General features: G+C 58.5%; 7 protein-coding genes. 3 read left to right on the top strand and 4 right to left on the bottom strand.

Going from position 1 to position 13861, the window contains the following annotated elements; genetic code table 11:
- Positions 1-170 precede the first annotated feature (170 nt).
- Genes recC through recD form a run of 3 tightly spaced genes read left to right on the top strand, consistent with a single transcriptional unit; the run spans position 171 to position 9393 of the window.
- Positions 171-3623: an exodeoxyribonuclease V subunit gamma gene (recC, locus tag AC1RPZ_RS07975; RefSeq protein WP_493136459.1), complete on the top strand. Its 3453-nt coding sequence runs from the start codon at positions 171-173 to the stop codon at positions 3621-3623.
- Positions 3620-7309, top strand: coding sequence for an exodeoxyribonuclease V subunit beta (gene recB / locus AC1RPZ_RS07980; protein ID WP_493136460.1), 3690 nt, complete (start codon positions 3620-3622; stop codon positions 7307-7309). Before recC ends, recB begins: the two co-directional genes overlap by 4 nt.
- Positions 7306-9393, top strand: coding sequence for an exodeoxyribonuclease V subunit alpha (recD, locus tag AC1RPZ_RS07985; protein WP_493136462.1), 2088 nt, complete (start codon positions 7306-7308; stop codon positions 9391-9393). The genes recB and recD overlap by 4 nt, the downstream gene beginning before the upstream one ends.
- A 50-nt stretch (positions 9394-9443) precedes the next feature.
- Here recD and AC1RPZ_RS07990 read toward each other — a convergent pair whose 3' ends face one another.
- The 4 genes from AC1RPZ_RS07990 to AC1RPZ_RS08005 all read right to left on the bottom strand — a co-directional run bounded on the left by AC1RPZ_RS07990 (position 9444) and on the right by AC1RPZ_RS08005 (position 13846).
- Positions 9444-10982 (bottom strand): amino acid ABC transporter permease/ATP-binding protein, encoded by a 1539-nt coding sequence (locus tag AC1RPZ_RS07990; RefSeq protein ID WP_493136464.1) that lies wholly within the window; start codon positions 10980-10982, stop codon positions 9444-9446.
- A gap of 99 nt (positions 10983-11081) precedes the next feature.
- Positions 11082-11882 carry an ABC transporter substrate-binding protein gene (locus AC1RPZ_RS07995; protein ID WP_493136465.1) on the bottom strand — a complete coding sequence of 267 codons (801 nt, stop codon included), beginning with the start codon at positions 11880-11882 and terminating at the stop codon, positions 11082-11084.
- 42 nt (positions 11883-11924) lie between these two features.
- Positions 11925-12983, bottom strand: coding sequence for an isopenicillin N synthase family dioxygenase (locus AC1RPZ_RS08000; RefSeq protein WP_493136467.1), 1059 nt, complete (start codon positions 12981-12983; stop codon positions 11925-11927).
- An 11-nt stretch (positions 12984-12994) separates the two neighbouring features.
- Entirely contained in the window at positions 12995-13846 is an 852-nt protein-coding gene (locus AC1RPZ_RS08005; protein ID WP_493136468.1) for a sugar phosphate isomerase/epimerase family protein, read from the bottom strand.
- Positions 13847-13861: the final 15 nt, after the last annotated feature.

Raw genomic sequence — 13861 nt, forward strand, 5'->3', positions numbered from 1 at the left:
GGTCATCGTCAAGATTAAATTCCGAAACCCCTATCTGCGTATGCAGGTAGGGGTTTTGTTTTGCCTGCGAGAAAGTTCGTACGGCAACATCGGACAGCTCCCGGCTGTCACAGTCACCTGACAATGCTAAGGTTCGGCCCTAGCTTTTGCATTTCTCCAAGGAAGCCCTTATGGCGGACGCCTCGTTCCTCAGTGCTGGTTTTATGGTGGTTCACGGCAACCGCCTGGACGAACTGCGTAGCCTGGTGGTCAGTTGGATGCGGCGTTATCCGCTTGCTCCCCTGGAAAATGAAATCGCTCTGGTACAGAGCAACGGCATTGCCCAATGGTTGAAGCTGGCGTTGGCCGAAGACCCAGAAGACGACGATATGGGTGGTTGTGGTATATCCGCGGCCATTGATGTGCAGTTGCCCGGCAGCTTCATGTGGCAACTTTATCGATCGGTGCTCGGACGTGATGAGATTCCAGCGAAGTCCTTGCTGGACAAGACACCGCTGACCTGGCGTCTGATGCGCCTGTTGCCGGAGCTGATCGATCAACCGTTCTTCGAACCGCTGCAGCGCTTCCTGACTCACGATACCGATCTGCGTAAACGCTATCAGCTCGCTGAGCGGCTCGCGGATCTGTTTGACCAATATCAGGTGTACCGCGCGGACTGGCTGGAAGACTGGGCCGCAGGCCGCCATCAACTACGTAACGGCCGAGGTGAGGTCAAGCCGCTAACGTCGGCCAACTGCTGGCAAGCTGAGTTGTGGCGAGCATTGCTGTTGGATGTGGGTGAGCAAGGCATGGCACAAAGCCGCGCAGGCGTTCACCAACGCTTCATAGAGACAATCACTGGCCTGAACACTGCACCTAAAGGGTTACCTTCTCGGGTGATCGTTTTCGGTATTTCTTCGCTACCCGCTCAAGCTCTGGAAGCACTCGCGGGATTGGCTCGCTTCAGCCAGGTTTTGCTCTGTGTGCACAACCCATGTCGTCACCACTGGGCAGACATCGTCGCCGACAAAGACCTTTTAAGGCACCAATACAAGCGGCAGGCGCGCAAGACCGGCATGCCGGTCGTACTTGATCCTCAAACCCTGCATCAACATGCTCACCCGCTGTTGGCAGCCTGGGGTAAACAAGGGCGCGACTACATCAACCTGCTCGACAGCTATGACGATCCCAACAGCTATCGGTCAGCTTTTCGCGATGGGCGCATCGACCTTTTCAGCGAAAGCCGGCCGTTGAATATGCTCAATCAATTACAAGACGACATCCTCGAGTTACGTCCGCTGAATGAAACCCGCCTGCTCTGGCCAGCGGTCGATCTGAAGCAGGACGAGTCGATCCGTTTTCACATTGCCCATAGCGCCCAGCGTGAAGTGGAGATACTCCACGATCAGTTGCTCGCGCGCTTCAGCGCTGACTCGCAGCTGCGCCCACGCGATGTGATCGTGATGGTTCCGGACATCGACAGTTACGCTCCACACATCCGCGCCGTGTTTGGTCAACTTGAGCGGGAGGATCGGCGTTTTATCCCGTTTACGCTGACCGACCAGGGGCAGCGTGGTCGTGACCCGCTGCTGATCGCAGTCGAGCATTTGCTTAAACTACCTGATAGCCGTTTCCCGGTCAGCGAGATCCTCGACCTGTTGGACGTTCCGGCATTGCGCGCTCGATTCGGAGTAGAGGAGCGCGACCTGCCGACCCTGCATCGCTGGATCGAAGGGGCTGGCATTCGCTGGGGGATGAACGCTGAACAGCGCGCCGGTCTTGGTTTACCAGACGAGCTTGAGCAAAACAGTTGGCGTTTTGGCCTGCGTCGCATGCTTCTGGGTTATGCCGTTGGCAGTGGTCACTCCTGCGAAGGTATCGAACCTTATGATGAGATCGGCGGACTGGACGCGGCACTGATCGGCCCGTTGGTAGCTTTACTCGATGCTTTGCAGATCGCTCACGCAGAACTCACACAACCGGCATCGCCCGAGCAATGGGGCGTACGTCTGCAAGCTTTAATGCAGCTATTTTTCCTCGCGAGCAACGAGCACGACGACTATCTGCTGGCCCAACTCGAGTTGCTCCGCGAAACCTGGCTGGAGACCTGCGAATCGGTTGGTTTGCAGGACGAACTACCGCTGACGGTGGTACGTGAAGCCTGGTTGGAGGGTCTCGATCAGGGGCGTTTGTCCCAACGCTTCCTGGCCGGAGCAGTGAACTTCTGTACGTTGATGCCGATGCGGGCGATCCCGTTCAAACTCGTTTGCCTGCTGGGCATGAACGACGGTGACTATCCGCGTGCGCAACCGCCACTGGACTTCGATCTGATGGGCAGCGATTACCGCCCTGGTGATCGGTCGCGGAGAGAGGATGACCGCTATCTGTTGCTCGAGGCCTTGCTCTCGGCGCGGGATCAGCTTTACATCAGCTGGGTCGGGCGCAGTATTCGCGACAACAGCGAGCGCCCCGCATCGGTATTGATCGGTCAGTTGCGTGACCATCTGGCTAACGGCTGGAAGCTCGCCGATGACAGCGAGGAACTCCTTGAGGCGATGACCCAGGAGCATCCATTACAACCTTTCAGTGCTCGTTATTTCCATGAAGGTGATCAACTGTTCAGCTATGCCCGAGAATGGCAGCTGTTGTATGAGCAGCACGATCGCGCTCCAGCCTTGGAAGTGCTTGAAGCCTATGTTCAGGAAGAACCGCTGAGTCTTGGTCAGCTACAGGATTTCCTGCGCAACCCTGTGCGCCATTTTTTCAGTCAGCGTCTCAAGGTGTTTTTCGAAGCGGCTGAAGCGCCCTTGGCAGATGAAGAACCCTTTGTGCTCGACGCGCTGCAACGCTATAGCCTGAGCGACAGCTTGCTTGAAGCTGCACTGGCGAGCCCTGATCAACCTGATGATGCTCTGCATGCGCAGGCTAAAAGGTTGCAGGGTAGCGGCCTGCTGCCGATGGCCGGTTTCGGTGAGTGCTTGCAACGTGAGTTGATCGAGCCGCTACCGGATCTGCTGCAACGTTATCAACAGTTGCTGGTGTTATGGCCGACACCGCAAAACAGTGCTTTGCCGGTGACGCTTCAATTGCAGGGTGTGAGCCTGGAAGGCTGGCTCAGCGGTCTTCATCAACGCAGCGATGGCGGGTTGCTGGCTGTCACTACGATCCCCAACAGCATTGGCTCGATCAAGACTCGCAAATGGCATCGTCTGACCCGCCCTTGGGTTAACCATCTGGTGGCCTGCGCGAGCGGCTTGTCGATGACCACAGGGTTGGTGGCTAATGACGATACCTTGCTGCTCGCACCTATCGAGCAAGACGCCGCGCTGAAAACTCTCGGCAATTTGCTGCAGGCCTGGCAATCAGGTATGCGCCAGCCACTGCCCATAGCGGTAAAAACGGCTTTCGCCTGGTTGGGGCAGACTGATCTGCTCAAAGCTGAGGCTGCCGCTCGTAAGGCCTATGAAGGCGACGGTCAGACCACCGATGGCGAGCGTCGCGAAAGTCCTGCACTGGCTCGCCAGTTTGCCGATTACAACGCTTTGGTTGCCGATGAAACCTTTGTCGATTGGTGTGACGCGCTCTATCGTCCGCTGCTCGAAGCCCCTTGGCGCTCATTGACCAGCGAGGAGTCGCACTCATGACGGCGAAAGTCCCTCTGGCATTAGCCTTCCCGCTTCGCGGTAGCCAACTGATCGAAGCCAGTGCCGGCACCGGCAAGACATTTACTATTTCCGCGCTCTATCTGCGCCTGGTGCTTGGTCACGGTGACGAGTCTGCCGGATTTGGCAGTGAGCTCCTGCCGCCGCAAATCCTCGTGGTGACCTTCACCGACGCTGCCACCAAGGAACTGCGTGAACGTATCCGTACCCGCCTTGCAGAGGCTGCGCGGTTTTTCCGCGACGAAACTCCAGCACCCGACAGTCTGATTGCCGAGTTACGTGGGCAGTTCATTCCCGAGCAGTGGCCTGGCTGTGCGAACCGTTTGGATATCGCTGCACAGTGGATGGATGAGGCGGCAGTTTCGACGATTCACAGTTGGTGCCAACGGATGCTGCGCGAGCACGCGTTCGACAGTGGCAGCCTGTTTACCCAAACCCTTGAGACGGATCACAGTGATTTGCTCGGTGAAGTACTGCGCGATTACTGGCGGCTGTTTTGTTACCCGATGCAAGGTGATGTGCTGAACTGGGTTCGCAGCCATTGGGGCGGCCCGGCCGCCTTGCTGCCGCGGGTACGCGGGTTGTTCGCGAGTGAGCGTGACAGCGATGAAGGGAAAGAACCTGCCGAGCTGATCACTGAGTGCCTGCAAGCTCGACGTGACGCATTGCTGGAGCTCAAGGCACCCTGGCGGCAATGGGCGCAGGAGTTGCGTGATATCTGTCTGCAAGGGGTTGCCAGCAAGTCTGTCGACGGACGCAAGATGCAAGCGCGTTACTTCGAGCCCTGGTTCGAGAAAATCAGTGCCTGGGCCGAGGATGAAAGCCTTGAACAACTGGATATTGGCACTGGCTTCAATCGTCTGACACCCGACGGCATGGCTGAGGCCTGGAAAGGTCAGGCACCGAATCACCCCGGCCTGGATGCCATGCCCGGCCTGAAAGCCAGTCTCGATGCATTGCCGACCCCGGACGCGGCGGTCCTGAAACATGCCGCGCAGTGGGTGGGGGCACGCTTTGAAGAAGAGAAGCGTCGTCGTGCTGAAATGGGTTTTGACGACATGTTATTGAGGCTCGACGCCGCATTGCGGGCCGAAGGGGGGGGGCGTCTGGCAACGTTGATCCGCGAGCAATTTCCGGTCGCGTTGATCGATGAATTCCAGGACACCGACCCGGTGCAGTACCGGATCTTCGAGAGCATCTATCGCATCGAAGACAACAATCCCGAATGTGGACTGTTTCTGATCGGCGATCCTAAGCAAGCGATCTATGCCTTCCGTGGCGCCGATATCTATACCTACCTGCGCGCACGTCAGGCGACGAGTGGTCGTTTGCATACACTGGGCACCAACTTCCGCTCCAGTCATGGGATGGTCGATGCGGTGAACCACGTGTTCCAGCGTGCTGAAGCCCGTGAGCAGGGACGTGGTGCGTTTCTGTTCCGTGAGAAAAGCGGCGAAAACCCGGTTCCGTTTCTGCCGGTCGAGTCTCAGGGCCGCAAAGAGTCTTTGCAGATCAACGGTCAGGCCGTACCGGCGCTGAATATCTGGCAGCTGTCCAGCGAGCAGCCATTGTCCGGTGCTGTGTACCGACAGCAGCTAGCTGCGGCTTGTGCCAGTGAAATCACTGCGTTGCTCAATGGCGGACAGCAGGGGCGTGCGGGTTTTGTCCGGGGGACAGAGGAACTGCAGGGGCTGCTCCCGGCGGATATCGCGATTTTGGTGCGCGATGGTAAAGAAGCCCAGGCCGTACGCAACGAGTTGTCCGCGCGGGGTGTGCGCAGTGTTTATCTGTCGGACAAGGACTCGGTGTTCGCGGCCCAGGAGGCTCACGACCTGTTGAGTTGGCTAAAGGCCTGCGCCGAACCGGATGTCGAGCGACCGCTACGTGCAGCGCTGGCCAGCATTACGCTGAACCTGTCACTGACAGAACTGGAGCGTTTGAACCAGGATGAGCTGGCCTGGGAGAAGCGCGTCATGCAGTTTCGCAAGTATCAGGTGATCTGGCGCAATCAGGGCATCCTGCCAATGTTGCGACGGTTGCTACACGATTTCGAACTGCCTCAGGCCTTGATTGCTCGAAGCGATGGTGAGCGCGTGCTGACCAACTTGCTGCATCTCTCGGAGCTGTTGCAACAAGCCGCCGCCGAACTCGATGGCGAGCAAGCCCTGATCCGTCATCTATCCGAGCATCTGGCGTTGTCCGGGCAGGCCGGCGAAGAGCAGATTCTACGTCTGGAAAGCGATGAGCAACTGGTCAAGGTAGTGACCATCCACAAGTCCAAGGGTCTTGAGTATCCGTTGGTTTTTCTGCCGTTCATCTGTTCAGCCAAACCGGTAGATGGCAGCCGTCTGCCGCTGCATTACCACGACGCGACCGGCAAGGCCCAGGTAACCCTGAGCCCAACCCCCGAGCTGATTGCCCAGGCGGACGATGAGCGTCTGGCCGAAGACTTGCGTCTGCTCTATGTGGCCTTGACCCGTGCCCAACACGCTTGCTGGCTGGGTGTCACCGACCTCAAGCGCGGCAATAACAACAGTTCGGTACTGCACCTGTCGGCATTGGGCTATTTGCTGGGCGGCGGTGAGCAGCTGGCCGAATCGACGGCACTGAAGCGCTGGCTGGAAGACTTGCAGCAAAACTGCACCGCGTTGAGCTATGGCGAGATGCCTGAAGCCACAGACGAACGTTTTCACCCGCCGCGCAATGAGGCAATGTTGCTCCCACCGTTGATACCGAAACGCAAGGCGGCCGAGAACTGGTGGATCGCCTCTTACAGTGCATTGCGCATTGGCGACAGCTTGAGCGCCGGAAGCGACGAAGCGCCGGAAAGCCCGCAAGCGCAAAAGCTCTTCGACGATGAGCGACTCGATCCGGATGCGCCACGCGAAGTGCTCGCCAGCGGCGGCGATATCCATCGCTTCCCACGGGGGCCAAATCCCGGGACTTTTCTCCATGGATTATTGGAGTGGGCGGGCGACGAAGGTTTCACCGCAGACCCGAAATCCATTGAAAACGCCATTGCGCGCCGCTGCAATCGCCGCGGTTGGGAGGGCTGGATCAACACCCTGAGCGACTGGCTGCAGCACTTGTTGCAAGCGCCGTTACGCATCGGTACTGAGCAACCACCCGTGGTGTTCGAGCAACTGACCGAGTACCGGGTCGAGATGGAGTTCTGGTTTGCCAGCCATAAAGTCGATGTGTTGAAACTCGACGAGCTGGTGCGCCAATACACCCACGACGGCGCCCCTCGCGTGCTCGCCGAGTCAGTGTTGCTCAACGGTATGTTCAAAGGTTTTATCGACCTGACATTCGAGCACGCTGGGCGTTACTACGTCGCGGATTACAAATCCAACTGGCTCGGTGCCGACGATTCGGCCTATACCGAGCAAGCAATGGAACAGGCGATGCTCGACCATCGCTACGACCTGCAATACGTGCTGTATCTACTGGCGCTGCATCGTCAGCTCAAGGTTCGGCTCGCTGATTACGATTACGACCGGCACATGGGTGGAGCCTTGTATCTGTTCCTGCGGGGCACTCGGGCTGCAAGCCAAGGTGTGTATTTCACCCGTCCGCCACGGGAATTGATCGAACGTCTGGACCGGCTGTTCCAGGGAAAACCAGAGCCCAAGCCTGAACCGGCCTGGGAGCAGGGTGTATTGCTATGAGCCGCTCCTTTGCTGATTTGTTACCCACACCGTTGACGGCCGAGAGCCTTGCGCAACTGACACCACTGAGTCGCGCCGACGATTTGTTGTTGCTGCTGGAGCGCTGGGTCGAGCGAGGCTGGCTTCGGGCGCTGGACAAAGCCTTTGTCGCCTTCCTCCATGAACTGGCACCCGATGGCGATCCGCTGGTGTTACTGGCGGCAGCCTTGACCAGCCATCAACTGGGGCACGGACATGTGTGCCTTGATCTGTTCGAGACGCTCAAGGAACCGGACTTCGCGCTTTCCCTGCCGCCAGAAGGCGATCTGCAGACGGGCACCCTGTTGTTGCCGTCGCAATTGCTTGAAGCATTGGAGGGCGCTCACTGGTGCAAGGTCCTGGCGTCCAGCAGCCTTGTTGCGCTGGCCGCCGATGGGCGTGACGAAACACTGCAACGTCCATTGGTATTGTCCGGCAAGCGACTGTATTTACGCCGTTACTGGACGTACGAACGCCGCATCGACAGTGCGCTGCGCCAACGCCTTGTCGCCCATGAGCCAACGCCTGATGACCTGTCCGAGCGCCTGAGTGGATTGTTCGGCCAGGCCAGTTCCAGCGCGCAGATCGATTGGCAGAAACTTGCCTGTGCCTTGGCCACCCGTGGTGCATTCAGCATCGTTACCGGCGGGCCTGGAACCGGCAAGACCACCACGGTCGTGCGTTTGCTGGCCCTGCTCCAGGCGCCAGCGGTGGAGGCGGGCAAGCCGCTGCGCATTCGACTCGCCGCGCCTACAGGCAAGGCCGCCGCGCGGCTGACAGAGTCCATCAGTCAACAAGTTCGCACGCTGCAAGTTGCCGATAATGTCAGAGACAAAATCCCCTCTGACGTGACGACGGTACACCGCCTGCTCGGCAGTCGGCCGGGTACCCGGCATTTCCGCCATCACGCCGGTAATCGACTGCCGCTGGACGTGCTGGTGGTCGATGAAGCTTCGATGATCGACCTGGAAATGATGGCCAATCTGCTCGATGCGTTGCCGATACATGCCCGGTTGGTCTTGCTCGGTGACAAGGACCAGTTGGCCTCGGTGGAAGCCGGCGCCGTACTCGGTGATCTGTGTCGTGATGCCGAGGCCGGTTGGTACAGTCCGCAGACCCGCGACTGGCTGGAGGCCGTCAGTGGCGAAGACCTCGGTTCCAGCGGTCTGCAGGAAGACACCGACGCCAGTCATCCGCTGGCCCAGCAGGTGGTGATGCTGCGTCACTCGCGGCGATTTGGCGAAGGCAGCGGCATTGGTCAACTGGCACGCTGGGTCAATCAGCAGCAGGCCGATGAGGCCCGCACGTTGCTGGCTGCCCGCAGTCATGCCGATCTGTTTTCGCTGGCTCTCAAGGGTGAGCAGGACCGGGCGCTGGAGCGGCTATTGCTCGAAGGCCAGGGCGAAGGTCCGCAGGGGTATCGACATTACCTGAGTCTCTTGCGCAACCAGCGTCCGTCCTTCGACTCACTACCTGACGATCCGTGTTGGGTCGAGTGGGCGCGCAATGTCTTGCAAGCCTTCGACGCATTCCAGTTGCTGTGCGCCGTGCGCAAGGGACCGTGGGGTGTCGAAGGGCTGAATCAGAGGATTACCGGCGCGCTACTCAAGGCGCGACTGATCGACAGTGATCAGCAATGGTACGAAGGGCGTCCGGTGCTGATGACGCGCAACGATTACGGTCTTGGCCTGATGAACGGAGACATCGGTATCGCCCTCAAATTGCCTGAACGCGATGGCCAGGAGGTGGTACGCCAAGTGCTGCGCGTAGCGTTTGCGCGTAACGATGGTCAGGGGGGGGTGAGGTTTGTTCTGCCCAGCCGACTCAATGACGTGGAAACCGTTTACGCCATGACCGTGCACAAATCCCAAGGCTCCGAATTCGCCCACACGGCGTTGATCCTTCCCGATGCGCTGAACCCGGTGCTGACCAAGGAGCTGATCTACACCGGAATCACCCGCGCCAAGGACTGGTTCAGCCTGATCGAACCACGTACCGGGATTTTTGAAGAAGCCGTACGACGCAAGGTCAAGCGCTTGAGCGGGTTGATGCTGGAGCTGGGATGAGCCGGTGCGAGGGGGGGCCTCCCGTCACCAACACTTGGCCAGCTCCCGCGCTACTCCGCTGCCAGCAGCATTTCGGGCTGAGAGGTCAGCCCCATGAAGCGTCGGACACGCTCCCCGGTCTGCTTGTTGCGTATTGCGTACGGGCTTGCATCCAGCTGAATATTCCCGCCTTCCATGAAAATGACCCGATCAGAAATCGACATCGCGAAGTCCATCTCGTGGGTCACGATCAGCATGGTCATGCCTTCTTTTGCCAAATCGCGGATCACATTCAATACGTCGCCCACCAGTTCCGGATCGAGGGCTGAGGTCGGCTCGTCGAACAGCATGATCTGCGGCTCCATGGCCAATGCTCGGGCAATCGCTACCCGCTGTTGCTGGCCACCGGAAAGCTGATGCGGGTATTTGTGTGCGTGGGCCAGCAGTCCGACCTTGTCCAGCAGCGCATAGGCGCGTTGCTCGCTCAAGGGCTTGGCACTGCCGTGGTAGCGTGGCGCCAAGGTTATGTTGTCGAGAATGCAGCGATGGGGGAACAGGTTGAAGTTCTGGAAAACCATCCCGATATGCCGCACGCCACTGCGAACCCGAGCGTTGTTGGGTGTGTCGTTGTGGCTGATGAAGCTTTCGCCGAACAGCTTGATCTCACCTTGATCAATACTTTCCAGGCCGTTGATGGTACGGATCAACGACGTTTTACCTGAGCCTGACGGGCCGATGATCGAGATCACCTGACCACTGCCGACCTTCAGGTCAATGCCTTTGAGCACCTCGTGATTGCCATAGCGCTTGTGGATTTTTTCCAATTGCAGAACCGGTACCGCACCGTGGTTGGATGGAAGGCCGGTGGTGGCGGTCAGCGGTTGGATTTCGGCCTTGAGTCGAGCCACGGCAGTTTCGCCGAGGGTCTGTGGTTTGCGTTGATTCAGATCCAGATAGCGTTCCAGTCGGTGCAAAAACCAGCCGAACACGCTCACGATAAACACGTAATACACCGCTACCGCGCCGAGGGTTTCCATCACCAGGAAGTTTTGCGCGTACAGGCGCTGGCCGACAGTGAGCAGCTCGGTCAGGGAGATCACCGAAATCAGTGACGTCAGTTTCACCACGGTGATGTATTCGTTGATCAAGGTCGGCAGTGAAATGCGAAAGGCCTGAGGAATCACGATTAAACGCTGCAAGCCCAGGAAGCCGATACCCAGCGCGCGCCCGGCCTCTTTCTGACCCTTGGCTACCGAGATAAGGCCGCCGCGATGGATCTCTGCCATATAGGCCGCTTCGGTTATCACCAGCGCGAACAACCCGGAGTAGAACGGATTGGACAGTACCGAGCCGGTCATCGGAAATAATTGCGGCAGGTTGTAGACGAAGACCACCAGCACCAGCAGCGGGATGCTGCGAAAGAACCAGATATAAGCGGCCGCCGGTAATTTAAGCCAGGTCGAAGCAGACAACTTGGCCGAGGCGAGGAGAAAGCCCAGCAACATGCCAATGAACCAGGCCAGCGAACTGAGCTCGATCACGGTGACACAGGCTTGCCAGAAGGCGGACTCTGCGAACAGGGAGAAAAAATACGTCCAATCAAATTGCATAAGTACCTCAAGCCGCATTGAAATCTTCGCGGGTAAGTCGCTCCCGCACGGGGAGCGGTGCTTTTGTCGGCGCGTGCTGACCCGCGAAGGGGCGTAGCCTTAGTTGGACGCTTCTTCCAGGTTGTACTTCTTCAGGATAGCTGCGTAGTCACCGCTTTTTTTGGCCGCATCAAATGCTTTGAGCAGCGCCTGATAGGTCTCGTCGTTGCCTTTCTTGACGAAGATGCCCAGGGTTTGCGGATAGACCAGATGCTGGGAGGTGACCACTACACGGCCATTGGTGTGCTCGGCGATCATCTTCGCCGCGCCAGCGATTTCCATCTGGGCCTGGATGTTTTTCGACAGCAGGGCCTGGGTCACTTCCGGTGCCGACGGGAACTCGCTGACAGTGATGGCGCCCTTGTTGTTCGGCACGCAATATTCGGTCGAAAGTTTCTTCAATTGAGCGACCCAGGTGGTGCCTTGTTCCAGCCCGACTTTCAGGCCGCAGAGTTCCTCAGGGGTTTGCGCATTCAGACCGCTGTCTTTCGGTGCCATGATCGCCGCGCCAGTCACAGCGTAGCCAATGGTCATGGCTTGAGTCTGACGCTCGGGCGTGATGTACATGCCGGAGATAATCGCGTCATAGTGACTGGAGTTCAGGCCGGAAATCAGATTGGGGAACTTGGTATCGACGAACTCTGCCTTGGCTTGCATCTGCTTGGCCAGGGCCTGAGCCAGTTCCGGATCGGAGCCGACAATACTCTTCTGGCTGTCATAGGATTCGAACGGTGGGTAAGTAATTTCCATGCCGATCTTCAACTGGCCCGGTGTGGCGGCGGAAGCCATGCTGGCGGTTGCGCAGAACAGGCTGGCGGCGAGCAGGGACAAACGGGCAGCACGGTTATTTTTGTTGAGCATTTCGATGACTCCGATGAATTAAGTAGTGGCCGACAGCAATGATCAGGACGGTTGTGTCTGGTTTTTCAGGTGCCCGAAACTCGAGGGCTTACGTGCTCTTTCCGGCAAAGTGATTTCTCCATTTTCCACCCGTTTGCGCAGGTATTGGTAAGTCTGCAGAGCCTGGCCGTACATGTGTTCCCCAATGGTGATCTGCTCATACTCGTGTTCTGCCTTGGCGAAGCCTGGCAGGGGTTTTATCTGGGTATGGAAGTCGCAGGCATAGAACAGCGGGAAGGAGTAGCGCTCCTCGCTGACGCTGCGTACACGGTGAGCGGTCGCAACGAACGCACCCGCGGTCATGACTTCGAGCATGTCGCCGATGTTCACCACGAATGCTCCGGGAATGGGCGGTGCATCGATCCACTGGCCGAGATCGTTCATCACCTCCAGCCCGGGTTTGTCAGCCAGCAAAATGGTGAAGCACTCGTAGTCGGTGTGCGCACCAATCCCCGGCGCGTCCTGAGCCGTGCCGTCGAACGGATAGTGGATCAGACGCAGTTTCGATGGCGGCCGGGTGACCATGTTGTCGAAATAGTCTTCCCCCAGACCCAATGCCAGGGCGAAGCCACCGAACAGCCGTCGACCGAGGGCGAAGATCGCGGCGTAGTAGGCCTGCACGGCTTCCTTGAAACCTGGCAGCGTCGGCCATTCATTCGGCCCGAGCAGAGGGGTATTAGCCAGCACCAGCGGGTCGTTTTCCGGGACTTCGAAGCCGATGTCGAAGGCCTCCTTGTGATCCGGTTTGCCCTTGGCGTACACCTCTTCGCCTTCCGGGACGAAGCCTTTATGAGTCTTCGACGTGCCGATGTAGTGCTGCATCTTGGTTTCGAAGGGCTGATCGAAATAGTCCTTGGCCGCCTGGCGCAAGTTGGCAATCAGTTGCGGGTCAATGCCGTGGTGGGTGATGTAGAGAAAGCCGACGTCACTGGCGGCCACCCCGAGCTGTTCAGCGACGGCCAGTCGATGTTCCCGTTCGATGCTGAACAGGCCGGCGATATCCACCACCGGAATGCTCTTGAAGTTCGCTTGGGGCTCACGGGTATTTATCTTCTCAGGCATGTGCAAACACCTCACTGGCGGACGGAGTGGTTGAAGCGATCGAAGTGTTCGCGCTCTGTTCTGGCCATCCAGACATTCAGCGACCACAAGTCGGCGACGGGTACATTGGTGAATGGCAGGTGATGCAGATAGCCGTCGGCACCGAACTCTGGCGTCAGGGTGCTGACCTGATAGCCGCGAGCTTGTTGGGAGCGCCAGATGGCTTCCCAGTGCTGTTGATGGAAGGCCAGTTCCCGGGCGTATTCCGGAGCGGCGGGATGGGGAACCTGCGGGCCCTGGTCATAACCTACCCGGGCCTGAATATGGTGCACGCGCTCGACGAAGGCACTCAGGTCATCCGCCGGATCATTCAACAATCGCTCGCAAGTGACGACCCAATGGCTGATATCGCTGGTGAACCGCAAGTCGGGTAGCTGCCTGATCAGTTCAAGGGTCAGCCAGGGGTTGAACAGTGAGCGTGAGCGGTGGGTTTCGAAGCTGCAGACTTGCCCTTGCTTGCGTGCCAGCGTCATGGCCTGGCCGAAGAACTCCACCTGCTGCGCAAGCGGCCAACGGTCATTGCCGGCCAGCACATTGACGAAGCGTGGATTGAGCTCAGCAGCCCACGCGAGTTTTTTGTCCAGATCAAGGAGATGTTCGGCAGGCGATGCGGATTGTTCCGGCAACACATCGTAGGCGGTAAAAACCGTACTGATGTAACCCACTCGATTGGCCTTTAGAAAGGCACTGAACTCGGCTCGCTCACCGGCTTCAAGGGGCAGGCGCGCCTCGATGCCGTCGAAGCCGGCTTCCAGCAGCTCATCGAGTGCCTGGGCCTTGCTCGCGCTATAGCCCCAGAGGGTACGAAATATTTCCAGTTTCATCGGTGAACCTCCGCG

Source organism: Pseudomonas sp. GW822-FHT02D10 (assembly GCF_058802345.1).